This window comes from Caballeronia pedi, assembly GCF_001544915.2.
Taxonomy (GTDB): Bacteria; Pseudomonadota; Gammaproteobacteria; order Burkholderiales; family Burkholderiaceae; genus Caballeronia; species Caballeronia pedi.
Genome location: NZ_FCOE02000015.1, coordinates 42,646 through 69,645, shown reverse-complemented (window position 1 = coordinate 69,645; position 27,000 = coordinate 42,646). Strand labels below are relative to the sequence as shown.

25 protein-coding genes and 1 pseudogene are annotated in these 27,000 nt (G+C 59.0%); 10 read left to right on the top strand and 16 right to left on the bottom strand.

The genetic code is table 11. The features are described 5' to 3' along the window. Positions 1–54: 54 nt before the first annotated feature. From AWB80_RS45335 to AWB80_RS22265, 3 genes are read left to right on the top strand one after another with little or no spacing between them, the layout of a single operon-like run. A complete protein-coding gene (locus AWB80_RS45335) occupies positions 55–354 on the top strand; it encodes a ParA family protein (RefSeq protein ID WP_341866827.1) in 300 nt (99 codons plus the stop codon). Then, entirely contained in the window at positions 299–1,246 is a 948-nt protein-coding gene (locus AWB80_RS22270; protein ID WP_244206665.1) for a ParA family protein, read from the top strand. Before AWB80_RS45335 ends, AWB80_RS22270 begins: the two co-directional genes overlap by 56 nt. Further along, entirely contained in the window at positions 1,243–1,923 is a 681-nt protein-coding gene (locus AWB80_RS22265) for a RelA/SpoT domain-containing protein (RefSeq protein WP_061176820.1), read from the top strand. The genes AWB80_RS22270 and AWB80_RS22265 overlap by 4 nt, the downstream gene beginning before the upstream one ends. 14 nt (positions 1,924–1,937) lie before the next feature. Here AWB80_RS22265 and AWB80_RS44980 read toward each other — a convergent pair. Further along, positions 1,938–2,288, bottom strand: a pseudogene (locus AWB80_RS44980) (site-specific integrase); the annotation flags it as partial. Between the two features lie 150 nt (positions 2,289–2,438). Between AWB80_RS44980 and AWB80_RS22255 the strand changes: the two are divergent. From AWB80_RS22255 to AWB80_RS44435, 6 genes are all read left to right on the top strand, one after another. Further along, positions 2,439–2,828 carry a hypothetical protein gene (locus AWB80_RS22255; protein ID WP_208635676.1) on the top strand — a complete coding sequence of 130 codons (390 nt, stop codon included), beginning with the start codon at positions 2,439–2,441 and terminating at the stop codon, positions 2,826–2,828. Between the two features lie 211 nt (positions 2,829–3,039). Further along, on the top strand, positions 3,040–3,273 hold the full coding sequence (locus AWB80_RS22245; protein ID WP_061176817.1) for a hypothetical protein: 234 nt from the start codon (positions 3,040–3,042) through the stop codon (positions 3,271–3,273). Between the two features lie 99 nt (positions 3,274–3,372). Further along, the gene (locus AWB80_RS22240) at positions 3,373–4,509 is read left to right on the top strand and encodes a hypothetical protein (protein ID WP_143328125.1); all 1,137 of its coding nucleotides are present in this window, start codon (positions 3,373–3,375) and stop codon (positions 4,507–4,509) included. 238 nt (positions 4,510–4,747) lie between these two features. Continuing rightward, a complete protein-coding gene (locus AWB80_RS22235) occupies positions 4,748–5,134 on the top strand; it encodes a hypothetical protein (RefSeq protein ID WP_061176815.1) in 387 nt (128 codons plus the stop codon). An 11-nt stretch (positions 5,135–5,145) separates the two neighbouring features. Then, a complete protein-coding gene (locus AWB80_RS22230; RefSeq protein WP_160147470.1) occupies positions 5,146–5,340 on the top strand; it encodes a hypothetical protein in 195 nt (64 codons plus the stop codon). A 27-nt stretch (positions 5,341–5,367) separates the two neighbouring features. Beyond that, positions 5,368–5,535, top strand: coding sequence for a hypothetical protein (locus AWB80_RS44435; RefSeq protein WP_167390472.1), 168 nt, complete (start codon positions 5,368–5,370; stop codon positions 5,533–5,535). 8 nt (positions 5,536–5,543) lie between these two features. Here AWB80_RS44435 and AWB80_RS43435 read toward each other — a convergent pair whose 3' ends face one another. From AWB80_RS43435 to tssB, 15 genes are all read right to left on the bottom strand, one after another. Then, a complete protein-coding gene (locus AWB80_RS43435; protein WP_143328124.1) occupies positions 5,544–6,275 on the bottom strand; it encodes a hypothetical protein in 732 nt (243 codons plus the stop codon). Positions 6,276–6,590: 315 nt separating this feature from the next. Further along, the gene (locus AWB80_RS22225; RefSeq protein WP_061176813.1) at positions 6,591–6,857 is read right to left on the bottom strand and encodes a PAAR domain-containing protein; all 267 of its coding nucleotides are present in this window, start codon (positions 6,855–6,857) and stop codon (positions 6,591–6,593) included. 220 nt (positions 6,858–7,077) lie between these two features. Beyond that, on the bottom strand, positions 7,078–8,082 hold the full coding sequence (locus AWB80_RS22220; protein WP_143328123.1) for a DUF6708 domain-containing protein: 1,005 nt from the start codon (positions 8,080–8,082) through the stop codon (positions 7,078–7,080). A gap of 10 nt (positions 8,083–8,092) precedes the next feature. Next, a complete protein-coding gene (locus AWB80_RS22215) occupies positions 8,093–11,137 on the bottom strand; it encodes a T6SS effector BTH_I2691 family protein (protein WP_061176811.1) in 3,045 nt (1,014 codons plus the stop codon). Positions 11,138–11,146: 9 nt separating this feature from the next. Further along, on the bottom strand, positions 11,147–12,079 hold the full coding sequence (locus AWB80_RS22210; RefSeq protein WP_061176810.1) for a DUF4123 domain-containing protein: 933 nt from the start codon (positions 12,077–12,079) through the stop codon (positions 11,147–11,149). 15 nt (positions 12,080–12,094) lie between these two features. Continuing rightward, positions 12,095–14,215: a type VI secretion system Vgr family protein gene (locus AWB80_RS22205; protein ID WP_061176809.1), complete on the bottom strand. Its 2,121-nt coding sequence runs from the start codon at positions 14,213–14,215 to the stop codon at positions 12,095–12,097. A gap of 33 nt (positions 14,216–14,248) precedes the next feature. Beyond that, entirely contained in the window at positions 14,249–15,076 is an 828-nt protein-coding gene (gene icmH / locus AWB80_RS22200; protein WP_087131514.1) for a type IVB secretion system protein IcmH/DotU, read from the bottom strand. Position 15,077: 1 nt separating this feature from the next. After that, the gene (tssK, locus tag AWB80_RS22195) at positions 15,078–16,415 is read right to left on the bottom strand and encodes a type VI secretion system baseplate subunit TssK (protein WP_061176808.1); all 1,338 of its coding nucleotides are present in this window, start codon (positions 16,413–16,415) and stop codon (positions 15,078–15,080) included. 2 nt (positions 16,416–16,417) lie between these two features. Continuing rightward, positions 16,418–17,425 carry a type VI secretion system lipoprotein TssJ gene (gene tssJ, locus AWB80_RS22190; protein ID WP_061176807.1) on the bottom strand — a complete coding sequence of 336 codons (1,008 nt, stop codon included), beginning with the start codon at positions 17,423–17,425 and terminating at the stop codon, positions 16,418–16,420. After that, positions 17,422–18,789, bottom strand: a complete 1,368-nt coding sequence (tagH, locus tag AWB80_RS22185; RefSeq protein ID WP_061176806.1) for a type VI secretion system-associated FHA domain protein TagH — start codon at positions 18,787–18,789, stop codon at positions 17,422–17,424. The genes tssJ and tagH overlap by 4 nt, the downstream gene beginning before the upstream one ends. After that, positions 18,786–19,805, bottom strand: coding sequence for a type VI secretion system baseplate subunit TssG (tssG, locus tag AWB80_RS22180; RefSeq protein WP_061176805.1), 1,020 nt, complete (start codon positions 19,803–19,805; stop codon positions 18,786–18,788). Before tssG ends, tagH begins: the two co-directional genes overlap by 4 nt. Then, positions 19,769–21,535: a type VI secretion system baseplate subunit TssF gene (tssF, locus tag AWB80_RS22175; RefSeq protein WP_061176804.1), complete on the bottom strand. Its 1,767-nt coding sequence runs from the start codon at positions 21,533–21,535 to the stop codon at positions 19,769–19,771. The genes tssG and tssF overlap by 37 nt, the downstream gene beginning before the upstream one ends. 26 nt (positions 21,536–21,561) lie before the next feature. After that, entirely contained in the window at positions 21,562–21,990 is a 429-nt protein-coding gene (gene tssE, locus AWB80_RS22170) for a type VI secretion system baseplate subunit TssE (RefSeq protein WP_061176803.1), read from the bottom strand. Positions 21,991–22,029: 39 nt separating this feature from the next. Beyond that, a complete protein-coding gene (gene tssC / locus AWB80_RS22165) occupies positions 22,030–23,511 on the bottom strand; it encodes a type VI secretion system contractile sheath large subunit (protein ID WP_061176802.1) in 1,482 nt (493 codons plus the stop codon). Between the two features lie 90 nt (positions 23,512–23,601). Beyond that, on the bottom strand, positions 23,602–24,111 hold the full coding sequence (gene tssB, locus AWB80_RS22160; protein WP_061176801.1) for a type VI secretion system contractile sheath small subunit: 510 nt from the start codon (positions 24,109–24,111) through the stop codon (positions 23,602–23,604). A 285-nt stretch (positions 24,112–24,396) separates the two neighbouring features. Between tssB and tssH the strand changes: the two genes are divergently transcribed. Continuing rightward, positions 24,397–27,000, top strand: a complete 2,604-nt coding sequence (tssH, locus tag AWB80_RS22155; RefSeq protein ID WP_061176800.1) for a type VI secretion system ATPase TssH — start codon at positions 24,397–24,399, stop codon at positions 26,998–27,000.

The window sequence follows — 27,000 nt, the reverse complement described above, 5'->3', positions numbered from 1 at the left end:
AAGTGCGCTCGTCTGTGAGTCGCATCGCGCAGTTGCGGGAACGTCGTCCAGCATATGAACACTGAGAAACGCCCTCGTTTGCACGTACAATTACCAAACCAACTTTCTGCAAACCTCGACCACGACGTGACGGGGCTTGCATCGACGACACCTATGAAAACTATATCTGTCTTCAATAACAAAGGCGGGGTCGGTAAGACCACCTTGACTTTTCATTTGGCACACGCGTTTGCCGAAATGGGCCTGCGAACGCTGCTGATCGATCTGGATCCCCAAGTGCAATTTGACAATCTTGAGCATGGACGCCGAGAAGCTCCACGAAATTTGGCAGACGGAGGACTCCTTTATCGATGATTTCGAGGCGACGAAGAATGGTATGCCTGCTGGAGAATTTAGAAAGATAAGCTCCTCCACGCGATCGATTCATTTCATTCTGAAGCCTACGGAAGATGGTGTATCGGACCTTGACGACGTTAGCCCGCCGTGGAATCTCGCCCCATCCCTCGACCTTATTCCAGGGCGGCTCACTTTGCACATGTACGAAGATCCTCTTTCCAATCGCTTTCCCCAGGCGTATCAGAGCGACCCACTTGCTATTCGTACGCTAACCAAATTTCGAAGTATCGCTGCGAGCTACGCTGATCGGTTTAAGTACGATGTCGTCATTTTCGATACATCTCCAAGTCTAGGGATGCTGAACAAAGTCATCATTTCAACGACCGATGGTTTTGTCATTCCTTGCATGCCAGACATGTTCTCGCTTTATGGAATCAGAAATATCGGCAACGCGCTTCGCATGTGGAAGACTCAGTTCGACTCCTTGTATACTTTATTGTCGAAGGATAAGCGCAATCAATTCCCCGCAGAATACGTTCGCTTGCTTGGCTATACGATCTATAACTCGAAGAAATACTCGAGTCGAAATAAATGGGATCTTGCGACCGCACACTACAACTACGCGATGCAGATCCCTCCGACGATAACCGAGTTTATTGGTGAGCAGGTTCGCGGAAAGCTCACGAACGAGCAACTCAACGAGCCAATCGGGGGCACTGCGGTTATGCACACTCATAACACGCTCCCCAACATGGCGCAAAAGTATCACGTCCCTATGTGGAAGGTTCCCTCTTTGAAAACGCTCGAATCGGATGACGTTCCGACGATTTTTGGGAACCGCACGACGTACGAGACGACGAAAGACAAATATATGTTCTTCGCGGCGGATCTTTTGGCGAGGATGCAATGAGCGACATCCAGCTCAACGAGGAGGCTTTTCAACCAATACTGGAGCGCTACAAAGATGATTACGGTGATCTCGAGCTATGGAGACGTCACATCGTAGATTTCTTTAGCCTGCATCCGAAGCTTAATGACCACGTCCATTCCGTTAAGTCTCGGCTCAAGGACCCGGATCATCTCAAGGAGAAAATTACCAGAAAATGGGATGAGAAAGATCCGATAACTCCGGAGAATCTACTCTCTAAAATCACCGATCTGGCGGGAGTGCGGGTCTTGCTTCTTCATCAGGAGAAATTTCTTCCTCTGAAAACTGCAATCGATGCGAGAATCGATCGGAGGGAATGGTATCTAGTCGAGCCGCCAAAGGCTTATACTTGGGACCCGGAGGCGAAGATTTTTTTTGAATCGTTAGGATATACGGTCCACACAAAGGACTGTTTTTATACGAGCGTGCATTACGTCATTAAGCAATACGAGGAATCGTCGATTTGTTGCGAAATTCAAGTTAGAACGCTTTTTGAAGAGATTTGGGGGGAGGTTGATCATAAAATCAACTACCCAGAGAAGACAACGAATCCGAATTGTCGCGACCAGATTCTGGTCTTGGCAAAATTGATCGGTGCCGGTAGTAGGCTCGTCGATTCCATCTTCGCATCACATGCGATAGGCCACGCGGACCAGTGATCGCCGTCGAATGGCTACGATAGTTTTGCGGTACGCGAGGACGCGTCGGACACCGCAAGGGCACTCTCCAGGCGCGCCATCTCCAGATCGTTTTGGCTACCGTCGATCCACTTCGCATACGTTCGCAAAAACATCTCGACAGTGTGACCGAGTTGGCGCGCGCAGAACGCGGGCGTCATGGCGGCCATCAGCATGCTGGTGGCGTAGGAATGGCGCATGTTGTAGGGGCGGCGGTAACGGATTCCTAGGCGCTTCAGAATCCGCGCCCAATACACGCGCTGGAACGCCTCCTCGCTGTGCCACGGCTTGCCCGAGCGCGGATCCTGAAACACGCGTCCGCCCGCCACTTGCGTGAAGACACGCTGGAGCGTGGAGGTCTTGCCGGCGCCGGCGTATGCCTTGATCTTGAGATTACCGCCGCGCCGCGCTGCTTCGAGAACTGCGTGTTGCTCTTGCGTGGGCTTGATTGAGGTGGACATGGGCGGGGAGCGCTGAGGAGGAAACCACCGAGGAGTGTGCCAGAAACGTGCGCAATCGGTGGCTTCCCGTTCACGGTCAACAGCGACAACTCGATCTCGGTTCCCACTGGCATGTACCTGATCGACGCCGACGCCGAGATCTACGCGCCGGTCGAGGACGATTGGCAGATTCCGGCGCAAATGACATTGTCGGTCTGCAACCGTTACGGCTATCTCGGCGTCTATCAACAGGCGGTGCGACGCTTCCCGGACCTGCCGACGGGCACGCAGAAGAAGGGCGGTACGCTCGGTTCGGTCATCCTCGCGGGGCCGCTCTGGATATCGGCCGGGGATCACGTGTGGGCGGGTTTCAGCAAAGTGCTCGGCGCGAACACGCAAACCTCGCTCACGATTCGCGGGCGCTTGTCGCTCACCAAGGTCGCATAGCGCGCTCGGCTATGAACTCGCTCGCGCGCATGTGCATGCCCGGCGTGCTGCTCGTGCTCGGCGCGTGCACCTTCGTTTATGTTGAGGGCGACCATAACGCTGTGAGCGACACCGGCGGACACGGCGGCGGCATTCAACTGCCTGCTCGCGCAGAGGCATCCAATCCACTTCAACGATTCACTCAACCGCAACACCAAACAGAGAGCACGCGATGAAGCTCAAGATCGAAAACCAGGGCGACACCGATGTGCGCGTGATCGTCGACCGCGACACCGTGAACGATTCAGCGCTTGAGCCGGGCGAGCGTAGTCTTGAGAGTGAAACCGAGAGAATAGTCGAGCTGCGGGCGTTCCATGAAGAGCAAGAAAGCCGACTGGCATCCAGCGAAACACCGACGAGGAGCGAGATATTCTTCTTGTCAATTTTTGACAAATTTCGCTTATAGGCTTTCTTAAAATGCCTCAAAGTACGGCTGTCCTGGGTGCCCAGCCGTCGCGCTGAGCATAAACGCCGTCACGATGTCATGCCCTCGTATAAGTGAACTATGAGAAATTTGAAGATAGGATTGACGGGCATATTGTTGATGCTCTGGACCGCGTTGGCCTTGGCACAAGCGTCAACAAGCAAGCCTACGTTGACGTTCGAGTTGTTGCCTGTCTTAAAGGAATTTACTGTGCTCGGCCTCAATGCAGATGGAACGGTCTTGGTGGGCGCCGTTATGCAGGAGCGCGACACTCGCTCTCAGGCATTCCGTTGGAACGGCCAGGGCGTACCCGAACGGCTAGGTTGTCAGCCCGGTATTTGCGAAAGCGTTGCCAAGGCGGTGAGTGCCAATGGCAAAGTCGTAGTGGTGCAAGGAACCGATAGCGCCGACAAGACCCACGTATTTCTTTGGAAAGAAGGCAACGCTGAACTGGAAGAAGTTACGCCTCAACAAGGTGGATTTTTTGCTGAAGCGATCAATGCTGATGGCAGCATCGTCGTAGGCGGGAGCGGTGAGCGCCAAGAGCAAGGTTCAGAAGTTGCTTTTGTGTGGAACCGACAAAAAGGTTGGAAAGCCTTACCATCTCCGTCCGAATACAACAGTGTTACGTCCTGGGTTACGGCTACGTCCATCAGCGAAAATGGGCAAACCATCGAAGGACTGGTTAGCTTCCCTCTTCAGTCGGATCAGAGCCAATTTCCGGAATCCGTTAAGACCCGCTGGGTGGATGGGCAGAACACGGGCGTGGAATTGCCCTCCGTTTCTCCTTCGGCCTCCGAGAACACCATTCCAAGGGTGCTGCTGACCGAAGCGCAGATCGCTGAAAAATTTGCCAGACATGATCTCTTTGATCCAGAACTTCCCGAAGCGGGAGCTCACGGCGTGCCCATCGACTGGGAAAGCACCGACGGTAAGCTGATTTTGGGTCATCAGATTGCTGGCGGCAGCTCGATGATCTGGACCCAGGCCAATGGAATTTGCAAGTTCAAGGACTGGTTCAATTTGTTAGGCTTGAACGTCACTGCCGATGAACGCTTCAAAGGGGTGCGAGCCAGCGACGACGGGCGTGTTCTGATTGGCGAACAACGCGACGAAGAAGGAGCTAATGTGCCGTGGCGGCTGCGCGCCGATCAGGCGTTGAGTTCCATCACGGTTTCCGACAAGCCTTATTGCGGCGCCGCGTTGGCTCGGGAGTAGGACGAGGCGCGATTTTGAGGACTGACTCCGCGCATGACAAGCGCGATGCTCGGAACGCCTCCTCTAGCGCCGGCTTACCCCATCATCCGCTTGGCGCCTTCCGACGGAAGGCGTAGCCCAGATCCTTCACAAGCCGACATCGCTCGGCGGCTCGGCGTCGGGCTTGCACATCGAACTCGGCTATCAACTTGAAGGCTGAGGCATCGACTGCGGCGACCACTACGAGCTGGATTTCGCGATGGCGACCAACACGTTTGGGAGCTTTCAGTTCGCCGTGAACAGCGATAACTCGATCTCGGTGCCAACCGGCATGTACATGGTCAACGCGGATGCCGAGATCAACGCGACGGTGGAGGACGAATGGCAAATTCCGTCGCAGATGACGTTCTCGGTCTGCGTGGGGTACGGGTATCCCGGCATCTATCAGCAAGCGGTTCGACGCTTCCCCGACCTGCCACTGGGCACGCAGAAGAAGGGCGGCACGCTCGGCTCGCTCGTCATCACAGGACCCTTGCCCATTTCGGCGGGCGATCACGTGTGGGCGGGCTTTACCAAAGTGCTGGGCGCAAACACCCAAACCCCGCTGATGATTCGCGGGCGCTTGTCGCTCACCAAGGTCGCATGATGCACCCGCATATGAATTGGCTCGTGCGCGCGAGCCTGCTCAACATGCTGCTCTCGCTCGGCGCGTGCACCTTCGTGTACATCGAGGGCGATCATAACGCCGTGAGCGACACCGGCGGTCATGGGGGCGGCGTTCAATTGCCTACCCGCACCGAAGTATCGCATCCCGAATCGCCGCTTCAACAAATCATTCCACCGCAGCACTAAACCGCAACACCAAACAGAGAGCACGCGATGAAACTCGAGATCGAAAACCAGGGCGACACCGATGTGCGCGTGATCGTCGATCGCGACACCGTGAACGATTCGATGCTCGAACCAGGCGAGGCCAAAATCTACGAAACGCTATCCGAGGGTGTCATCGAGCTGCGCGAACTCGGGGACGCAGAACAGGATGGTTGAGCTTTGGCTTACGCGTCCTGTTCTTGCGCTACTGGCAGGTACTTGCGCCGCGATTTGTACGTCTTGCATCGAGCAAGCCACGCACACTCGGGGCACCAGCATCCTCTGATGACGTGGCGCGGTGCCGTCGACCATTCATGTCCTCGCTCGCAACGCCAGCGAAGCTTCACGGTGGTCTTGGCGACTTGCTCCGGCGGATGTTCCGACAGACACTCGCCTCCACGGCGTCGCGCCAGCGTTTGCATGTCGGCAATGGTGTAGGAACGCCATGCACAGGCCGGACACCAGTTGCCCCCTCTGATTCTTACCGGCTCAGCCATCCACTCGTGACCCTTGGCGCAGCGCCAACGCAGCTTCGTGTGGTTGTTCTCGTACTGTGTCGACAGGCATATGCCGCCACGGGCCTGTGCCGCCGCGTGCATATCCGCCATTGTTGACTTGGCATTGTTGAGCGCGCACACGCGACACCACGCCCCAAGGCGGATTCGATTCGGCGGTGAATCCCATTCGTGGCCGTCCTTGCATCGCCAGCGCAGCTTGACTTGGCTCTGAACGTAGTGAGTCGACAGGCATTCGCCACCGCGCTCGTGGGCGATGGTCTGCATGTCCTCGATGGTCAGTTTGCGTTCTTCAGCGGCACACTTCATGCACCACGCATCGCGATATAGAAGCGAATGCGACCGAGCTTCCCAGATATGGCCTTTTGCACATTGCCAGCGCAGCTTTTCGTTATCCGACACGTAGCACTCCGATAGGCATCGTCAGCCACGTGCCTCAGCCAGGGCGCGTAGTTTAGCCAGCCAGTGCGCCTGTTTCTCCGCCTTGCTGCAAAGCTGGCACCATATGCCGGCTTTCACGTTGATAGGTGTCGAATCCCAGTCGTGTCCCTGATCGCATTGCCAGCGTAGTTTTGTGTGACTATTGACAAATGCAGCCGACAGGCAGCGCCCATTGTGCTGACGCGCGAGCGCGTGCATGTCGTTCAGAGTTAGGGGTGCTGGCGTTTCAAATACCCGATCACGCGGATGCCGCGGGAAGCCGAGCACCCTTCATCTTCAAAAGCGCGCATAGCTGTCCGCGCACGACGAATAGACCGAACAGCCGCAGGCGAGCAGGGCGGGCTCGAACGCGAGCGGCTTGCCGTTGATGACGGCTGAGCCATCGCCACCCGAGACGAGGGGGAACTTGCCGTCGTGCTTGGGGCAGATGGCCATGTCGCCCAACACGCACTGCCGGATGTCGTTCACGGGGAAGCCGTTGGCGTCCACCATGACGCCGCCGCCCGAGTGTTTGTCGCCTAAGCGAATTGCACCGCGTGACATTCTGAATCTCCTATTGTTAAGAGCATTAAAAGTACGTAAATGTCTTCTCAGATACTGACAGTGTGGCCGGGACTTCTGTGCTGCGTTTAAGGTCGGACGCGCGTAGACGGACAGCGATGAGAAGTGTGTGCATAGCGTTGCAGGATTCCCAAGATTGAATATGATGGATCTCGTTGCTTCACCTATCGACTCGCCCAGAAGAGCAAGCACGGCACTGACCTTACGGGCGCATTCCCTTAGCGGCCATTTCAGGTGTGATCATCGGACCGATATTTCCTACCCAAGCTTCGGAAGGTAGGTCGGTCAGATGAATCCAGCAAATTTTGACGACCAACCACCAAGGCAAAGCGATCGCCATGCAATAGGGAAAAGAGAAAAATGTCCAGATCGGCCAAAAGCGGACCTTTGCGGTCCGTTCGAAGTCGTCAGTAGGCTCAACTAATGGCCATGGAGCATAATGGCGCCAAGCTTCCATGGGTGTGAATGAAATCTTGTGGTCTGCAGTTTGGAACCAGTCACGTTTGGTAGGGATGGGCAGTAGATCTGGGCCTTCTTCCATGAACGTTCGGACATATTCCCATACCGATATAATGTCGGTATTGTTGTGAGGGGCCAAACGGAAGACTTGCGTGGCAGTTTCCAGTTTCCCCCACTTATTGACGCGCTTCAAGTTGAGTTGCAGGCGCGGATGTGTCACGGCTCCGTAGACGCCGAGATCTGTCTCGGTCGTTGCCTGGATATCCTTCCAATCCACTTGCCACAAGTTCTTACCGAGCATGCCATACACGCGTTGCGTATGACGATTGAACACAATATTGCTGAGTCTCTTGAAAGCAAAAATAAGGAAGCAATCAATCGTTAACATTGCTACATCCGCTAGGAGAAACGGCAGTGATGCGGGATCAGCTTGTCGAATTGGGTCTACAAAGTCACGGACCAGAGCGTAACCGACAAAGAGCGTGAAGTAGAAAGTCAATACACTCCACATACGTGCGAGGGTGACACCGCTTCCAGACATGACTGACTGCACTTCAAGACACTGTTGACTGATGGCTACAAACTGTTCGCCGATCTGCGGCTTCACATTTGCATGTTTGCTCCCAGCGCGCCATCCCTCTCCAGTCGTAGTCTGGTAGTGGACCTTTTTGAAAGACTCCTCGGGCAGCTTATCAATCGGCTTCTCCAGGGCCCGCATATCTGGTGCTAAAGGCTTTTGTTTTTTCATGATGAGCGATCTATGCATGTAGCTCAAAGGTTTGCAAGACGCTGACGTCGGCGTCTATCCCTTGATGCGGCCAGTATGTGACCTTCAGCTCAGCGCTGAGTGCTTCGATCTGCCCTTTCTGAGCTCTCGCGAGTAGGCCACCATTCACTACACGGTACGAAGTGTCATAGCTACGGAAGGACGAAACGACGACAGGGGATAGATTGACTACTCCGTCGGGCCCGACAGTGACTTGATGCGGCGGTTGTGCAACCTTGGGTCCCATGTTTATTTGTAAGTCACTGAGACCAACGACAAAGCCTGGCAAGAGCACAGTGAACTCTACGTCATCCTTGTCGAAGTAGTGGCCATGCCAATCAGTATCCACGCCAACCCAACCTAAGGTTTTGGACTGCTTGGCGGTGAGCGTTACGGGAGCATAGTAGGCGTCATAGTAGCCTTGAATCTCGGCGCTTACGTTATCCCCGTAGGAGGTAAGCGAATCATTATCGCCGTCGCTGTGAAGGTTGCCAAAGATGCCTTGCGTGACCCAGCGCTCCATTGGCGTATTGTTCATCGCATCGGCTTGCAACGCGAGCCAAGTCCCACCCGCGATCAAAAGGATACCTGCGGCGACCACCCAGCCCGCGAAAGGGATAGTCGAAGCCCCGGTTGCCGCAGTAAGATACCCGCCGATAAGAGCACTCTCCACGACCATAGCTCCACCCGCAGCATTTGCAAATGCCGCTCCGACACGATAGTTGCGTGCGTCACTGTTTGCTGACCACGCTTTTTGAATGTCAGTGGCGAAACTACCGATCACGCCTCCCCAACCGGCAAACCTTCCAAATCCATCCGATGCCAATCTTCTCAACAATCCTTTTTCAAATGCTTCTCCAGCAAACGCCACCCCCGCATTGGTAGCACGGCGCTTGACCAAATCGCGTGTGGCAACGAGCGCCACATTGATGGCCGCCGTCATACCCATCAAAGCAGCCAGGAAGTTGGTGGAATTGACCCCGGAGTGATCTTTGGCCAACGTGAGCGCGGCGTCTTTAAGGCAAATGGCATTAAAAACCAACAAAATGGGAGCGACAGCTCCGTGGAACATTGCGCGCGGCATCTCGGGGGGGAGACCCTTACCAGCTTTAAGGTGCAGCTCTTCAGACGTGATAACGCGCACGACTTTTGAGCCTGTGTCAGTGCTGACTTTAGACACGGATTTCTCGACTTCGAGCATGCCGTTGTCGATCATCGCCTTGGTTTTTGCGCTCAGGGCGTCAGCTGCGATGATCTCGTCAATCAGGTTGTAGCGCGGGCGCAACTGTCCGAGTAATTTCTTGATGTTGCCGTCGGCCACAGCTCTATCCACCTGAGCCACGAGTGACGGGCTCTTGGTCCACTTTGTCTGGCCGGGAATCTTCGTAAGGATGTACTGACTGAGATTCCGCACGATGACATCGGTTGCCGCATTCGCCTCGAACTTGCTGCCCAACGCCCTGATCGTTTCGTTGGCAGCATTGAGAAGATTTCCAGCGCTTCCCGCATCCTTGGCGAACGGTGCGAACGCCAATATACCCAGATAAAGAGGGCTATTAGTGTCGTTGACCCAAGAGGCGATGCGCTTTGTGCGCGGATCCTTGTCCTCGCGTCCGGACAATGGCATGCCGGCACCTTCCAGGATCAGTGCGATGGAGTACTCTAGTGCGGTGGCGGAGATCAGCTTATCGCGATCGTAACTTCTGAGGGCGGCAGCGACGGACAGGCGATTGGCAGCCTGAGCGTTCTCTGCTGATCCGAGCCAGCCATCGTGATCGGCGCTAGCTTGCTCGATCCGCACGAACAACCGCTCGATCTCAGCGTCTGCCTTGGCGCGCTCCTGCAAGAAATCGGTGTACTTCTTTTTGTCGATGCGCTGTGCAAACCGTTCACCAGCTGGCGATAGCCTTTCGTCTGTCAGCACCTCGTATTGCAACTCCGCGCATGACGGTACGCGACGTTGCGGATACTGAGTTGAGTACGACTCGTGCCGAAGGCGGGCTAAGGTGGCGGGATCGCTTTTGCTCGCGTTCGGTGGATACATCTGTAGCAAAGTCTGCTCGATGAGCATCGCCATCAAGTTCTTATGATGGAAGTTCTCGCTGTTGGCGGTGAGGCGTTGCACATCGAGCTTGAGCGCTGGCGGCAATTTGCCGGAATCGGCAGCATTGTTTGCAGGTGCAGTAGCGGGCTTGGCCTGAGCCGCTGCCTCGACGCCGGGCGCTTTGAGGTCCGCGACCTGGTGAGCGAGCAATGCCTGAATGGCGCCGAGGTCCTGCGCGATGCCTTCTGCATCCAGCAGCGCTACGACCACGGGAATCTTGGGACGATTGGCGCCCCAGCCCGCTGCCAGTGCGTGATAAAGGCCCATACCCTCGAAAGCAGCCTTGTCGTACGGCGCACTGCTCCATTTCAGTTCGGGACGTTTGGCCACCGGTTTGCAGTCTTCGACCCAAGTCTCCATGGCATCAACGGGCAGCACATGCGCCTGCGTCGAGGGCGAACCGGGCTTCTGGATGAACTCCTTCATGTCGAGCTTGTGCATGCACAGCGCGCGTTCGTCTTCGGAGCTTTCGATACGCTGAGCTTGCGTGGCGGTCCAAAGATGCGCGCTATAGCCGATCCAGACCTGGGTGGCGGAGAGATCGGCCCAGACGTTGATGGTGCGCGCGCCTTCGGCGTACACGCGCTTCTTATCCTTCTTGCCTTTGCCATAGGCTTCCAGATCCTTGATGAGCAGTTCGCGGTAATGTCCTCCGCCTACGTGCTCATGGATGACCAGTTTGCGCGCTTGAGGGGACTCCATGAAAACATAGACGTATCCCGGTCTGAGCAGACGCAAGGTGTACTTCGAACAGTTCAGATTGGCGATGCCGGTAAAGCCCTTTTCCAACGGGTACGGTGCGTCGGCATAGGCAAACTGAGCGGTGTCACCGGGATTTTTCGGGATGACCGCGTAGCGTACTGGAATGATGGGGATGTGTGGCGCGCAGGCGGAAGAGTTGGTCGCACAGCCGATTTCATTTTGTTGGCCCATGAATTGTCCTCAGTTATTTGCCAATGCGCGCAAGGCGTCCAGCCGCGATTCGGGCGATCTTGTGGTGTCAGCCACGATGGCTCGCGCTTCGTGCGTGTTCAATGTCCGACCTTGCTCGATGCTCAGCCGAAGCAGGGCGCAGACGATGGCTTCGTTGTGAATGCCGACATTTCCGAAGTATTGGATGGCCTGCCGGGCCTGCTCATAGATCCACGCATGGTCGCGACCTGCGCAAGCCGGCAACTCCACCAGTTCGTTAGTCAATGCGTCCAGGAAATGTTGTTTGTCCAGTTCACCGAGACGCCGAAGTTCGCCGTCTTGCCAGGAAAAGGGAGCAGACGAAGCGGCCTCGCGAGACGCGGGCGTCGGATTGAAGGTTTGACGCCAGTACGATCGCGGCCCGCTGTTTTCGATCCATACCAGCCGTGTAATGGGACCGAGAAACTCGCTGCCACGATGGTGCGTGAGCGCTCGCATGACAGCCGCCCATCGTTGTGGTTCCCATCGCAAGGTTGCCTCGCCTCCCTGTGGGAGCCCCGCGACAACGCGTGTTGTCAGGAATCGGTGCAGTCCTTCGATATCCAGATCGGTGAAGAGGACCATGCCTCCATTTGCAGGCGCCCACTGCTTAACGAATGTTTCGAGAAGGGCCGAGCCGTTGCCCACTTGAACCAGCAATGGTCCACGCTGGCGTCTGACGTCGAACTGGGTGTCGCTCCACATCCAGCGCGAGACTGGAAAGGGTTCGATCGCCTTAACCAGATCCATCACGCCAGGCGCGTCTGGGAACTGTGCCGCGTCGGGCGCGAGCCCGGGATAGGCCCAGTCTTCCAGTGCTTCGGTGGCGAGCAGCAAGATGATGTTCCCTTGGTCGGCTTTGAGCACGCTCGTCAACTGGGACGACGCAAGCGTCTCGGCATTGAGGTACGTCGTATCGTTCACGTATAGAGCCTCCGGTCAAGCGGCTTTGCCACAAGGGCAATCGGATTTCGGACAGGTCCCGTCTGCGCGCATCGCGCAAAGCTCATCCATGGGTTTGCTCGTGTTGGGTGTGCCGCCCAGGGAGGTTCTCGTCGCAACGCCGGGGGCTTGCAGAGCTAGATTCCCTTTGAGTTTGATCGTCGTGCTGTCGAGCGTGATGCCGCTGCTGTCGATAGTGATGGTGCCGCCCGGTCCGCGAAACACCACGCGGTCCTCGGCGCCAAGGTCATAGATCTTGGTGCGCGTGGCGATACGCTCGCCGGCTTCTGTCTCAATGCGGCCTTGCACCCGATGCGTGTAGTTGCCGCCGGTCTCGACCTTCCTATCGGCGGTGGTGCGTTCCTGACGGATGTTGCCGACCGTTTCGATCAGATCCTTGGTCACATCGATCTGGTGGTTGCGGCCGACGTTGAGAAGGCGATCGCGGCCGATCGTTTCGCGACGATCCTGGCCGACGTGAAGTGAATCATCGTGACCGATAGCGACCTGCCGGTCGTTGCCGACGCTGACGGCTTCATCGTTTCCAACGTCTTCTTTTCTATCGTGACCAACGCGAGTGGTTTCGTCGTGGTTGACCTCGATGTTTTGATTTTTCTGCGCATGGACGTAGATTTCTTCCTGATCTTTCTCGTCCTCGAAGCGCAGTTCGTTGAAGCCTTCACCCTTGTGCGTCTGGCTCTTGATGGTCATGCGCGTCTTGTGACGCGGCAGCTCATAGGGCGGCAGGTCGGTGGCGTGATAGGTCCTTCCAATGATAATCGGCTGATCGCAATCGCCGTCCAAAAACGCCACGATCACTTCCTGTCCGATGCGGGGGATCGCCATGTGCCCCCAGGTCGCGCCGGCCCAGTTTTGCGCCACACGAATCCAGCAGGAGCTGTGCTCGTCGTTCTTGCCTTCGCGGTCCCAAGGGAACTGCACGGTCACGCGTGCGAATTCATCGGTATGGATCTCTTCTCCGGCGGGGCCGGTGACGGTGGCGATTTGAGGACCGTCGATGCGCGGCTTGGATAGAAGCGGCGCCTTCCATTCGACGTCATCGGGCACGAGCTCGGCGGTGTAGCTGTAGTGCGTGCCTTGGATCGCCTCGGCCGACTCTTCCTGCTGGCTGGTGTGCTGCGTGCCGCGATGTTCGATACGCACGGGCCGCCAGCCGCGATTCCACTCCTCGCGCGGATGGTCAGCGAGTGTGAACGCCATGCCAGGCACGAGACGCGCATCGTCGCCCTCGGTGATGACGAGACGTGCATCGCGGCGCAGCGCGAGCAGCCGAGTTTGCGTGAATGGCTTGCCGGCCTGGTCATGCTTGTAGCGTCCCGGATAGTCGTAGCGCTCGTACTCACGATTTTGGTGATCGAGGTTCGCGCCGTCTTGCACATGTTGCTGGTTGTACTGGGGGTGCTTGAATGTGTAGTCGCGCTGGGTCTGGCGTGCGGTGCGCACCTGTTCGGTGTAGCGGAACGAACGCAAGCCCGGCTCGGGCGCATCGCCACCGGGGTTAGGGTTGTACGACACCGGACCACCATCGATCGCGCCGTGCACGATGAGCTTATCGCCGTGAATCAGGCGATGGCCCTTCGCGGAATGGAAGTAGGCGTTATACAGCCCTTCCTCCGCAGACACGCGATCGATGAAGCCCAGCGTGGTCTCGCCCGGTTGCACACAATACTCGCGCGGCAAGTGTTCGAGGAACAGCTGTTGTTCGTAATCGGTGACGCCTTGTTCGTCCATCAAGGTCTGAAGGAGCTGGGGCACGGATCTCTGCTGAAAGATACGCCAGTCGCTGCAGAGCTCGGTGCGAGCGAGCGCGGGGGTGACAACGGCCTGATAGCGGGTACGTCTAAACCCTGTCTCGCTTTGATCGAAAGTGCTCACGATACCGTGTACATAGCGCACGGGCGTGACGCCGCGCCAGAGCGTGAAGAGCGCGGGTTGATCGAGCATCTTGCCGAAGTCAACGGCGGGGTCGGCACTGGAGAGTTCCAGCGTGAGTTCGAATATCTCGGAGAGCGCCTCCTTGAGATCGAATTCCAGCACATCGAAGGCCACGCCACTGGCCGGCTCGAAGGTGAAACGCAGGTCGGATTGACGTGGCATAAAACGATTCCCGATAAGTCAAAAAATTAAACTTCAACGCTTGAGCATCGCGTCGAGCGAACGCAGCACTTCATCCGTGGTGCCGTGCAGGCTCAAGGCATAGAGCGCGTAGACGACGGTGAGCACGACGAGTGCGGCGACCCACGGCGTCCACCAGGGCCAGTGCTGGCCAATGCGGTAGCGGCGCGTGGCGATGTTCTTGCTCGCGTCGGTTAGGTGCTCGGGCGTGTCACCACGCAGGCCGCGCAACACATCGTGCAGCTTTCTGATGAGTGTCTGCAGGGCATCGCTCTGGTTGTGCTGCATGCCGTACTTGCCTTTGAATCCCAGGCACAGACACAGGTACTTGAACTCGAGCACGTCGCGATACTTGCGCGGATCCATGAGCATGCGCGAGAGGACGGTGAAGAACTTCTCGCCGCCCCAGGTTTCGTTGTGAAAGGCGCTGAGCAAGGAGCGCGCTGCCCACATCGAGTGCGAACCCCAAGGCGTGGCCATCACCGCTTCATCGATGAAGGCACACAGCGCGTAACGGAAGGCCAATTGCGTGGCGCCGTCGTAGCCGTGCGTGCGTACCTCTTCATCGAGCGCGGTGATCTGATCGCGCACGTTCGCATAGAGCGTGCCGACATCCTCATAGCGATCGAGCCGGCGCAACCGGATGACTAGACCAAATAGCGGCAGCGCGCCGTTGACCAGCGGGTTATAGCTACTGCCGCGCAACTGAAAGCCGAGATCGGCGTCACGGTCGAGCCCGTCGATGGTTTCAAAGCCGATCGCGCGCTTGTTGGGCACAGTGGGCGCGGGCGTGTTATGCAGGAAGTCGCCCTTAGGTTCTTTCGGCGTCTCGATGGTGCTCATTTCATTCACTCCGGATGGCCCAGAACTGCAACTCCAGCTCGGGGTAGTCGCCCGCGATGTGGAAGCCGAAGCCCGCCGTGTCGCGCATCATCTTCCAGGCCGGATGGCTGCGATCGAACTGGAAGTAGGTGAAGCCGGCGTGGTAAGGCAGATGGCGCGGGGCGACCGGCAGGGGGCTCAGCGGGATGCCGGGCAACTGCAGGCTGACCAGCTCGCCGAGCTTTTCAATCGAGGCCACCTTGGCCTGTTGCACGAACTGCTGCCGCAACAGTTCCAGCGGCATGCGCGCACGCACGGCGAGAATGAACTCGGCGCTGGCGATGAGGCTTCGATCCTGTACGGCGGCCGTAAGGATACCGTATTGTTGTCTGACGATTGGCAACGATACGGCGCGCGGTTGCAACACCGTGCTCAGCGAGCGCCGCAGGGTTTCCTCGAGCAGACGGAACGAGAGGCGAAGGTTGTCGTGCTGGTAGGGCGGGTACTCCTGAGGCAGGCGGCCTTCGTCGGTGAACGTGACCAGTTCGCCGCACGCCTGGCTGAAGGCGATGTAGAGCTGCTCGGGATGCACGTGGCGCAGGCGCGCGAGGTGCTGAAAATAGGGCTGCAGGCGGTTGAGGGTTTGCAGCAAGTTGAAGTCGGTGACATCGGCCACGCCCGATTGGGCGGGCGAGCCGATGCGCTCGGCGATGTTCTTGGCGCGTTCGCGCATGAGGCCCGCCGTTTCACCCAGAAATCGAGCGAGCGGCCGCACGGCATTGAGCGACAAACTGGTCGGGTAAAAAGCGTCGTCCAGCACGAGGCTGCCATCGGGGCGGCGGTCCAGGATGCGTGCGAGCGCGATGCCGGTGAAGGCGCTGCGGTCATCTCGTTCCAGGCTCAGTTGCAGATTGAGCGTGGCGAGTTCCATCGAGACGTGATCGCCGTCCTGACTGTGGGTGTCGTGCACTTCCTCCATGCGGGCGCGGTAGCGCGCATTGGCGTAGGTATCGGGCCATTGCACTTCCAGCACGCCGTCGGACCGGAGCGGCAAAGTCAGATAGACCACCTGATTGGCGGCGGAGCTATCGCTGATGGCGAGCGGTGCGGGCGGAGGCTGATCGTTAGGAATGTCGAACACGGAGCCATCGGGCATGATGCCGCGCGCACGCACGATGGCGACCTTGCCAAAGCTCAGGTATTCCTGGTTCAGCTCGAGCTCGGAGAAGCCGTACAGATGCTCGCTGATGCCGCTCACGCGTTGATTGACGTGATGCTCCAGCGCGCGGGCCTGCTGCTGAAAGTGCTGCGGTTTGACGAACAGGCCTTCGTTCCAGATGACGGGATTGCGTGAGGTCATGATTATTTACTCGGCTGCGGGGCGCGGTAGCCTTCGTCGGCGATGGTGACTTCCGAGCCGCGGAGGATCACTGCCAGCGCGTAGCGATAGCCGCGCGATTCGAGGCGCAGCACCTGTTTCCAGGTCGCGCCGTTCTGGTTGTGGAAGTTGGCGAGCACGGCGATGAAGCGTGCTTTCTTGTCGATGCCCGCGTACTCGATGTATTTGAACTGCCCGGGCTGCAGCACGTAGTCATCGTCGTCGATGTAGGTGCTGCCCAGCGTCTTTTTGAGGTCCTTCGTTAGCTGGCTGTAGTCGGCGCTGAGGAACAGCGTGTCGTCCTTCAACTGCAAAATCTTGAAGGAGACGGGCGTAGCCACAGCGGTGGATTCAGAGCGCTCCTGCTCCTGTTGCTCCTGTGCGCGCGAGCGCGTGAAGGAGGGGGCGTCGGCGTACTGGCCCAGAGCCGGTTCCGGCTTGCTGGCGGAGCGTGCGGTATCGCCCACGCCTTCGATCGGAAGCGGCGGGTTGACGATCACGTGCGCGGATGATGCGCCCTTGGGCAACGTCCATTGAACGGGCAACGGAGTGGCCGGCGCCTCAAGCGGATAGCGCGGCTGAGTTGACGCGGAATCCAGTCGTCCCAGTGACGTTGTAGCCGGACGGAAACGTACGCGCGCACCGTGCGCGTCGCCGTCCTTTTGCAACGCGTCGAGCAAGGATTTCAACTGTCTGGTCAGGTCGGCCTTGTTGGCGCCCTTCAGGTTGAGCTCATAGGGACCACGCGCGGCGTCCGGATCGATCGTGATGGCGGGAAGCTCCGGCGTTTCGCGCGTAGTGGCGGCGGAATCGGGAACCACGCTGTCCGGATTCGGATTGACGTCGGGACCGGCATACAGGCTGAAGGCGACCTGCGTCGGGGGCGCATTGTCCTTGCTGAACAGGCTGCACCCGGCGATCGACAGGGCGGCCAGTATCGCGAGAAGCGGGCGCAACGAACGCAAGGGACGGAATGGGCACAACAGCGTCATGGCGTCTCGGTCCGCAACGCCTGATCGTAGGCCTGCTCGAACACTTCCCAGAACAGCTTCTCGAAGCCCTTCTGCCGGGGCGAGGCGAGCTCGTTGTAGTAATGCGTGTACATCTGCCAGGCCCAGTCATTGGCCTCGCCGTCGGGCTGCTGCGTCTGGTCCGGACGATAGCGGTGAAAGCGCTGGAGCAGCAGCTCGGGCGAGAAGGCGCGTAGCAGTGCCTGAAGACTTGCATTGATCGCCTCAACGAGCGCCTTGTTGTGCAGACGCGTCTGCGTGAGGCTCTCGTCGATGGCGGCCATCGGCGACAGATGGACCACGCTGCGCTCCGCGGAAAACAGCGCACGCACGGTGTCCGCGTACTCCATTCCCAGGCGCAACGGATTGTCCTCAATGGGCTGCAATGTGCGACCCATCAAGGCCGGGCGGCCCGCCTGGCTCGGTTCGCTGTCATAGAGCGCCCCGAGACCGCGAATGGCGGCCTGCAAGGCCTGCCCCGCTTCAAGCAGGAGTCGGTAGGCGGCATGCTCGTCGAGCGCGCCGAGCGGCACGCCGAGTCCCTGCAACAGCGGCGTGACGGTCTGCTGAGGGGTACCGTGTGCGGACGACTGGGCGGTGATCCAGTCCTGGACCTGAGGTGAATCGGCGCGTTGCGATGGCATGCGGGTGTTTCCGGGTAAGGATCGGGGGGCGCCGGAGACGGCTTCAAAGCGCGTGTCGGCGTAGTTGAATTGGGCGCGTGCCGGCGACAGTCCGTAGTGGGCGGAGTCGAGCGATTGCGATGCGGCGCCGGGCGAGCGGTACGCGGCGGCGTCGAGCGCTGCGAGCGGATCGAGGTCTGCCCGTGGTTCGTCGGTGGGGCCTTGGGCTTCAGGCGTTGCGTACTGATTGCCCGGACGCGTTTCGCCGTCGACGAGCGTCGACGCGCCAAAGTCGTCCATGCTGGCGTTGCCGCCGAGCAGCTCATCTACGCCGTACTGGGCGAGATGACGTGACGGGTCGGGTAGCAGATCGCCCTGCTCGTGCAGGTGCACGGCAATCTCGTAAGAACCGATATGCAGCAGATCGCCATCGCTCAGAAGGGCGGCCACGTTCTTGCCGATGGGATTGTCGCTGCTGTTCAGACGCGTGCGGCCCGAGCGGTCGATGAGACCAAAACCTCCGTCCTTCGAGAAGATTTCAGCGTGGATCGGATCGATGCCGTCGCGGCGATCGACCAGTATCCAGTTGGCGCTTTGGCTACCGATGGTGCCGCCAACGCTGTCGAAGACATGGCGTGGCGTGCTGCCCTTCTGCAGCGCCTGAGGATTGGTGACGGCCAGCGCGATGCGGCGCGCGGTAGTCGTGGCGGTTGTAGGGTTCATGTACGGACCTTGATTCGGACGGTCGATGATTGGCGCAGCGTCTTGTTATCGACGAAACTGGTCCAGCCGAGATGTGCACCGCTGGCGCGGCCGAGGTTGAACGCCGGAACCTCTTCCTGCCGCAGCCCCAGTTCGAGGTCATACGCGGTGGGATCGCGCAGCAGGAATTCGACCAGCCGGGTGAGACGGGCGAAGTTCTCGCCGCTGGGCAGAAACTGGCGAAAGCGCCGCTGGTCCAGCCCTGAGATGACGATGGTGAACTTGCTGTGGCGTGTGCGAACGCGGCTGCCCAGGACAAAGCTTTCGCCGAGTTCGCCATTGCGCGTGCCCAGCGACAGGCGCTGCTCCTCGGCGATTTGCACGTAACGCGGCTCGAACTCCCGGATATGAACATGCGGCAGATCGAAGCAATGCGTGATGACACCGGCGACCACGGTGGGCGAGCGGCTGGGACTAGCGATCAGACCTGCGTAACTCAGCAACCGGCTCCAGGGCAGGGGCGTGGCGCCGCGCAGTTCTTCATCGCCCAGACCGATCAGGGCGAACACGTGACGCGAGAAGCGATCCTTCGCCTCCTGGCGAAAGCGGATGTAGTAACGGTACTTGCGCCATGCCTGATGCAACAGCGTGAGTACGCGATGATTGAAGAAGTCGAAGAACGCCGGACGAATGCCCACGCCTTGTCCCTGCTCGTAGGCGAGCCGGTCCAGGTAATAACCAGGCAGGGGCGAGTCCGTACCGTGCATGCCGAAGAACGAGGTCTGCACACGATAGGCGCTATGCGCAGCGTCTGGCATGCGCTCGGCCATCAGCACGTCGGAGGCGGGAAAGCCTAAACCGGCGTGCGTGCCCAGCCGCACGCGCTGGCGTTCCGGCTCCAGGGTGTCGAGGGCTTCGAGATCGTCGTCGTGCAGGCCGTGCAGATGTTCGAGCAGGCGGAAAAAGTCGTAGTTTCGCGCATCGGCCAGCAGGGTGTCGGCTAGATCAGGGGCTGTTTGCCGGTCTGCCAGGGCCATTGATAGCGCTCGTTGTTACTGGTGTTGAGAACTTCCAGTTGATGGAAGGAGTTGATGCTCGCGTACAGGGCGAAGAAGTGGCTGAGCACCGTGCCGAACAGGTACAGATCGCCTTCGCAGAGGAACGCTGACTGGTCGAGCGAGAGCCGCGTCTTGAGACCGCGAATGGGCAGTCCCTTGACCAGCATGTCCGTAGGCGTCGTCACCGCGTCGCCGACGCCGCTGAGGCGTTTGCTTGTGGCGCGGGCCTGCTGGATGTCGTGCAGGGCGGCGAAATCGTAGGCTCGGATCACGGCTTTCAAGGGCTCCGCCGAAAGCAGCGACAAATAGTTCAGCGACAGATTGGAGATGAGCGTCCACTGCAATTCGCCGTCCAGTACCGGGCGGCAGGCGAAGGTAGGCCGCGTGATGTTGCCAAAGCGTGCGAACGTCGGCGTGGTCTGGGTCGGGATGCAGATATCGCCCACCCCCAACGCTTGTGGCAGATCGCGATTTGTGCAAGTGAGCGCGAGCGAAACCGTTTCGTTCTGACCGATGTAGCCTTCTTCGTCCCCGCGCACGAACGCAATGCGATGAACGGCGCCGGCGCCATTGGGCACCTCTTCGATTCTCGTGCGGTAGTAGAGGGCGGTGCGCCCTTGCGCGTGCTCGATCTCGTGCTGAAACGACTCGAACGAATGGAACGTGCGCAGGCGCTCGCCGGGCCTGCCGTCTACGGTTCGCCGCCAGCTCTGCACAGAGTCGATGCTGAAAATCTCGTAGCACTCAGGACGCTGGCCCGTTGGCTGCAGGCGTTGATTGACCGCGCGACCGTCAAGCGTGATCGGTTCGGCGTCGTGCTCGAAAAGGTTCACGGCCGGCGCGCAGTACAAGGAGATGTCGGTCGTGCGCAACCTGATGCTGGCGGGCATCGGTCGGCCGAAGTGAAACTCCACGCGAACGTGGTCGGATGTGTCCGCCGGCCACAGCGAACGCAAACCGGTGATGCTGAAGAAATGGAAGCGCTGCGGGAAGATGAAATATTCCTGCAGGATGCGGTAGCCATCGAACACATTCTTTGGATACGGCAGCAGTGCTTCCTCGGCCTCAAAGCCAGGAAACACGATGTTGCGCGCCGGGAGCCGTTGCGTCTTGCCATTGAGCTCGACACGAATATCGACGAGGTATTTGGCGAGCCACAAATACAGGGTTTGCGCGGTTGTATCGTCACCGCTTAAGTGAAAATCCAGCCGGTCGCAATCGATAGTGTCAAGCGCATTGCCGGCCAGGGTGGCCAGATCGACGCGCACGATCGACTTTTCGCGCGAATGCGCGTCGCTCACCTGATCGATGCGCAACGGATAGAGCGCGACATCGACGCAGGTGCGGAACTGGCACTGAATCCCGTTGACGGGTTGAGAAAGGAGCGTGGTTCCCTTGGGGATGACCTGGCGTTGGGTGATGGCCCGTTCGACGGGGTCGAACCGCATGATGACGGCGCTGGGCAGCGGGCGCAGGTAGTTCGGCCAGAGCAGTTGCAGCAGCGAATGGGTCAGCTCCGGAAAATCGTCTTCGATTTTCAGGCGCAGTCGCGCGCTCAGGAAGGCGAAGCCTTCGAGCAAGCGCTCGACGTCCGGATCAGTCGCTTCTTCGCCGAGAAAGCGCGCCAGTTGTGGATTGTCCCGGGCGAACTCGCGTCCCAACCGGCGAAGGTAATTGAGTTCCTCGCGAAACTTCTCTTGCAACGACATGGTCTTGCGCTCTTTCTGGCCTGATCTTAGACGATCCGCGCCTGTCGGTTCTGGTGATGAATCACGAGTTCGATTTCCAACTGCTCTTCCTTGTTGAAAACGGGCATGAGGCAGTCGAGCCTGAAATGCAGGTCCAGCGGCTGCTCGGCGTCTGGGCAAGCCCGGACCCCGAGTACGGAAATGCGAGGCTCAAACGCGGACACCATCGCCTCGATATCGCGGCGAACCTGCAACAACAGATCCGCGCTGCCGGTCACCGCGTCATTGAAATCGCGGAGACCGAGCTCAGGGCTGCTCAGCGAGCCGCCCTGGCGGCTGTTGAGCAGCCACTGCAGGTGCCTGCGGACAGCCTGAACGCGTTCTTGCGCCAGTTGCTCACGCGTGCGCAAGCGTAGCGGCGGGATGTCAGGGTCGAGCCTTTCGAACAGGCTGCCTTGACCGAGCGACCTGGGCATGACGTGCTTCTCCTTATCGAGAGGCTAGATTTCGACCGCTTATTCCTGATCGAGTCGACCGACCAGCGACAACTCGAAGCTGGCGCCCATGTACTTGAAGTGCGGACGTACCGACATGGAGACCTGATACCAACCCGGGTTGCCTGCCACGTCCATCACTTCGATACGCGCCGCGCGCAACGGACGGCGGCTGCGCACGTCGGAGGACGGATTCTCCTGATCGGCGATGTATTGCTTCAGCCACGTGTTGAGTTCGCGCTCGAGATCCTGACGCTCCTTCCAGCTACCAATCTGTTCGCGCTGCAGCACCTTGATGTAGTGCGCCAGGCGATTGATGATGAACATGTAGGGCAGTTGCGTGCCCAGCTTGTAGTTGGTTTGCGCCTGCTGGCCTTCGGCGGTTTTTGCGAAGAGCTTGGGTTTCTGGATCGAGTTGGCCGAGAAAAACGCCGCGTTGTCGCTGTCCTTGCGCATGGTCAGCGGAATGAAGCCTTCCTCGGAAAGCTCGAATTCCTTGCGATCGGAGATCAGCACCTCAGTCGGAATCTTGGCTTGAAGCTGCCCCAACGATTCGTACAGGTGCACAGGCAGATCATCGATTGCGCCACCCGACTGCGGGCCGATGATGTTCGGGCACCAGCGGAAACGCGCGAAGCTCTCGGAGATGCGGCTTGCCATCAGATAGGCCGTGTTGCCCCACAGATAGTTGTCGTGGTTGCCATCGATGCCTTCACGATAGGCGAAGCTGCGCACCGGGTTTTCGAGCGGATCGTACGGCTGACGCAGCAAAAAGCGAGGCATGGTCAGGCCGAGATAGCGCGCGTCTTCCGATTCGCGCAGGTTGCGCCACTTGGTGAAGCGCGGACCTTCGAAGATGTCCTTCAGTTCCTTCAGGTTCGGCAGATCGTTGAAGTTCTCCAGATTGAAGAACTCCGGACCGGCAGCGGCCAGAAAGGGGGCATGCGCCATCGCGCCGACCGAGGCCAGATAGCTGAGCAGCTTGATGTCGGGCGAGGATGGTCCGAAGGTGTAGTTGCCGACCATGGTCGCCACCGGCTCGCCGCCGAACTGACCGTAACCCGCCGTGTAGACGTGCTTGTAGAGGCCGCTGCGCGTAATATCGGCGGCACCCTCGAAGTCGTCCAGCAACTCTTCCTTGGTGACGTGCAACATCTCCAGCTTGATGTTCTCGCGGAAATCGGTGCGATTGACCAGCAGTTGGAGTCCACGCCATGCCGATTCGAGCTCTTGGAGCCGTGGCTGGTGCAGGATCTCGTCCATCTGGGCGCTTAGCTTCCGATCGATTTCGGCGATCATCTGGTCGACCAGATGCTTGTTGACCGGCTGCTCCTGTTCACCGCTCTTGAGCATTTCCGCGATGAAGGCGGCCACTCCTCGCTCGGCCACGGCGTAGCCTTCATGGTTGGGCTCAATACGGGTCTGGGCCATGATCTGGTCCAGCAGGCCCGTGGAGGCGGACGGATCCGTTGCGGCGACGAACGTGCTTTCTTGTTGATTCATGAGACGGAGATCTTTGCTCAACGCTTCAGGTAAGACGGAGCAACGCCGCGGCGTTGGTCCGTCATCGATTTTTCGAGGATCAGGCGCCGGTCAGTTCTTGGCCGGCTGCTCAAGCACCAGATTGAGTTCGCTGGCGAGTTGCGCGCGTGCGGCGTCATCAGCGAGTAGCGTCTGCAACTGCTTGCGGAACGCGGGCACATTACCGAGCGGACCCTTGAGTGCGACCAGCGCCTCGCGCAGGTCCAGCAGCTTGCGCAGTTCGGGAACCTGCTGGGCAATCGCATCGGGTGCGAAGTCCTGCATGGACTTGAAGTTCAGGTCGACCGCAAGCGTGTCATTGACGCCGCCATCGGCAAGCCTCGCGGGCACGTCCATTATCAGATTTAGCTCGGCCTTGGCGAGAACGTCATCGAACGTTTCCTTGTCGATGCGAACGGCCTGACGGTCCTCCAGCGGCGCGGCTTCTTCGTGTCCCTTGAAGTTGCCGGTCACCAGCATCTTCAGGGGCAGCTCGACTTCGGCCTGCTGATCGCCCGTTGCAGGAACGTACTTGATGTTGATGCGCTCTTGCGGCGCAACGGATGAAGATTTTTTTGTCATTATCCAAGACTCCTGACGGATATATCGAGGCACCATACCTGTGGTACAGCAATGGTAAACGGTCGTTGCACGGATTTTCAACAGCAGTTCGAACAATTAACTAAAAAAGGACCACTTAGGACTATTCTGATATATCTCGATGTTTATAAGTGGTCTGCTCACGGGTTCTCGGCATAAGAAAACACGTTGCTTAAATAATAAGCACTTCATATGATCCGTCGGTGTGAGAAATAACTGCTATTAGTCAGGCATGTGCCTGACGTTCATTGAAAGAGAACTGAGTGCATGATCAGAGTTGATCTACCGGCGTTGATTGGACGGCTGAACCTGTTTTGCCGTCATGGCCTTGAAGAGGCGGCGAGCCTGTGCATCAGCCAGCGAGGCGCCGAAGTTACGGCGCCTCATCTATTGTTCAAGCTGCTCGATACGCCGCAGGGCGACTTGCGTATCGTGTTGCGACACGCAGGGCTGGAACTCGACGCGGTACGCCAGGCTCTCGCGACGGCGTTTGTGCCCCAGGATGACAGTCCCGCTCAATACCCGGCGTTCTCGCCGCTGCTGGTCGAGTTGCTGCAGGAAGCCTGGCTGCTGGGTTCGGTCGAACTGGAGCAAAAGGAGATTCGCGGCGGGACGCTGTTGCTGGCGGCGCTGCTCAATCCGGCGCGATATTTGCCGCTGGCGGCCGTGCGGTTGTTCGAGGCCTTCAACCGGGAAGCATGGCGCAAGCAATTCCCCACACTGCTCGCGCCATCAGTGGAAACGCCGGATTCCGCGTCGTCTGCGACGTCGCAGACGAGTTCCGCAAACGCAGAGGGGCAGACGGCGCTCGCGCGCTATGGCCATGATTTCACGGCGCGGGCGCGCGCGGGACGCATCGACCCGGTCTTGTGCCGGGACGCCGAGATCGACCTGATGATCGATATTCTGTCGCGGCGTCGCAAGAACAACCCAATCGTGGTGGGCGATGCCGGCGTCGGCAAAAGCGCGGTGGTCGAGGGACTGGCGTTGCGCATCATGCAGGGGCGGGTGCCCGAACCGCTCCGTCAGGTTTCGCTCTGGGGGCTGGACCTGGGTGCACTACAAGCAGGCGCTGCGGTCAAGGGCGAATTCGAAAAGCGCCTCAAGGCGGTCATCGATGAAGTCAAGGTCTCCGCGCAGCCGATCATTCTGTTCATCGACGAAGCGCACACGTTAATTGGCGCGGGCAATGCCGCCGGTGGCAGCGATGCGGCCAATCTGCTGAAGCCGGCGCTCGCGCGTGGCGAGTTGCGCACGATCGCCGCCACGACCTGGTCCGAATACAAGAAGTACTTTGAGAAGGACCCGGCGCTCGCCCGGCGCTTCCAGCTGGTGAAGCTCGATCCGCCCGATGAGACGCAGGCGGTCCATATCCTTCGCGGCTTGCGCGCGGTCTATGAAAAGGCGCATCGGGTGGAGATCGGCGACGATGCCGTGCGGGCGGCAGTCGACTTATCGACGCGCTACCTGTCGGGACGTCAGTTACCGGATAAGGCCATCGACGTGCTGGACACCGCGTGCGCGCGAGTGGCCACCGCGTTGGGTGAACCGCCGCGGCGGCTCTCGGCGCTGGAGCACGAGCGTATGCAGATCGAGGCGGAAGCGGCTCATCTGGCGCGCGACGAACGAGCAGGGCGTGCGGTCGATGCGCGCAGGCTGCAAGCGCTCGAACAGGCGCGCGAGGAGGTCAACGCACAGATCGAACGCCTTAACACAACGTGGCAGCAGCAGAAAGCGTTGGTGGATGAAATCCTCACCTTGCGACATCAGGCCGAAGAGAACGAGTCATCCGACGCGTCCGAAAGCGATGAGGCAACGCGAACGACCTTATCTGTCAAGGTTTTGGCGCTGGCCGAACTTCAGCGCGAAGGCGCGCTCCTGCACGCGGACGTGGGTCGCGAGCAAATCGCTCAGGTGATCGCCGATTGGACCGGGATACCGGCCACGAGCATCAGCAGCGACCGGATGGAGCGTCTGGAGGCGCTGCCGGCCATGCTGCGCGAACGGGTGAAGGGGCAGGACGCAGCGCTCGATCATCTTTATCGTCATCTCTTGACGGCGATGGCCGATCTCAGGCGTCCGGGCACGCCGCTCGGTGCGTTCCTGCTGGTGGGCCCAAGCGGCGTGGGGAAGACCGAAACGGCGCTGGCGCTGGCCGATACACTCTTTGGCGGTCGACAGTTTCTCACCACGATCAACATGTCCGAGTATCAGGAGAAACACACGGTGTCCCGCCTGCTGGGTGCACCGCCGGGATACGTCGGCTACGGCGAAGGCGGCATTCTGACCGAAGCCATCCGTCAGCGGCCCTATTCGGTCGTGCTCCTCGACGAGGTGGAGAAAGCGCATCCTGAGGTGCTCAACATTTTCTATCAGGCGTTCGACAAGGGCGAGCTTTCCGATGGTGAAGGGCGGCTCATCGACTGCCGGAATGTGTTGTTCTTCCTGACTTCCAATCTGGGCTTTGACCAGCAGGATGGTTTGCTGAATGACCTGGACGACGAGTCGCTGCGCAAGCGCCTGATGCACTTTTTTAAGCCCGCGTTGCTGGCCCGCATGCAGGTGGTGCCGTACCGCTATCTGGACGAAAGTGTGCTCGCGGACATAATTGATGCTCGCTTGGGGCGCTTGATCGCGCAATTCGCCGAGCGTTATGAGGCGGGGCTCAAGATTGACGACAGCGCACGGTTCGAACTGCGCGCGCGTTGCATCCGTCACGAGAACGGCGCGCGCATGCTTGATGCCAATCTTGACGGTGAACTCTTGCCGCCCTTGTCCCTCGCCGTGCTGCAACGCATGGCGTCAGGTGAGTCGTTCGCCCAGGCTACGCTCGGTTGGGAAAACAACGCCTTTTCAGCTGTCCTGCATTGA

Coding starts and splice junctions, on each gene's coding strand:
- tssK (WP_061176808.1), bottom strand. CDS start 16,415: ATGACCTCACGCAATCCCGTCATCTGGAACGAAGGCCTGTTCGTCAAA.
- AWB80_RS22235 (WP_061176815.1), top strand. CDS start 4,748: ATGGCGACCAACACGTTTGGGAGCTTTCAGTTCGCCGTGAACAGCGAT.
- AWB80_RS22230 (WP_160147470.1), top strand. CDS start 5,146: ATGAATTGGCTCGTGCGCGCGAGCCTGCTCAACATGCTGCTCTCGCTC.
- AWB80_RS22205 (WP_061176809.1), bottom strand. CDS start 14,215: ATGCCACGTCAATCCGACCTGCGTTTCACCTTCGAGCCGGCCAGTGGC.
- tssH (WP_061176800.1), top strand. CDS start 24,397: ATGATCAGAGTTGATCTACCGGCGTTGATTGGACGGCTGAACCTGTTT.
- AWB80_RS22225 (WP_061176813.1), bottom strand. CDS start 6,857: ATGTCACGCGGTGCAATTCGCTTAGGCGACAAACACTCGGGCGGCGGC.
- icmH (WP_087131514.1), bottom strand. CDS start 15,076: ATGAGCACCATCGAGACGCCGAAAGAACCTAAGGGCGACTTCCTGCAT.
- tssC (WP_061176802.1), bottom strand. CDS start 23,511: ATGAATCAACAAGAAAGCACGTTCGTCGCCGCAACGGATCCGTCCGCC.
- tssJ (WP_061176807.1), bottom strand. CDS start 17,425: ATGACGCTGTTGTGCCCATTCCGTCCCTTGCGTTCGTTGCGCCCGCTT.
- AWB80_RS44435 (WP_167390472.1), top strand. CDS start 5,368: ATGAAACTCGAGATCGAAAACCAGGGCGACACCGATGTGCGCGTGATC.
- AWB80_RS22245 (WP_061176817.1), top strand. CDS start 3,040: ATGAAGCTCAAGATCGAAAACCAGGGCGACACCGATGTGCGCGTGATC.
- tssB (WP_061176801.1), bottom strand. CDS start 24,111: ATGACAAAAAAATCTTCATCCGTTGCGCCGCAAGAGCGCATCAACATC.
- AWB80_RS22220 (WP_143328123.1), bottom strand. CDS start 8,082: ATGAAAAAACAAAAGCCTTTAGCACCAGATATGCGGGCCCTGGAGAAG.
- tagH (WP_061176806.1), bottom strand. CDS start 18,789: ATGAACCCTACAACCGCCACGACTACCGCGCGCCGCATCGCGCTGGCC.
- AWB80_RS22240 (WP_143328125.1), top strand. CDS start 3,373: ATGAGAAATTTGAAGATAGGATTGACGGGCATATTGTTGATGCTCTGG.
- tssE (WP_061176803.1), bottom strand. CDS start 21,990: ATGCCCAGGTCGCTCGGTCAAGGCAGCCTGTTCGAAAGGCTCGACCCT.
- AWB80_RS22270 (WP_244206665.1), top strand. CDS start 299: ATGGACGCCGAGAAGCTCCACGAAATTTGGCAGACGGAGGACTCCTTT.
- AWB80_RS45335 (WP_341866827.1), top strand. CDS start 55: ATGAACACTGAGAAACGCCCTCGTTTGCACGTACAATTACCAAACCAA.
- tssG (WP_061176805.1), bottom strand. CDS start 19,805: ATGGCCCTGGCAGACCGGCAAACAGCCCCTGATCTAGCCGACACCCTG.
- tssF (WP_061176804.1), bottom strand. CDS start 21,535: ATGTCGTTGCAAGAGAAGTTTCGCGAGGAACTCAATTACCTTCGCCGG.
- AWB80_RS22215 (WP_061176811.1), bottom strand. CDS start 11,137: ATGGGCCAACAAAATGAAATCGGCTGTGCGACCAACTCTTCCGCCTGC.
- AWB80_RS22265 (WP_061176820.1), top strand. CDS start 1,243: ATGAGCGACATCCAGCTCAACGAGGAGGCTTTTCAACCAATACTGGAG.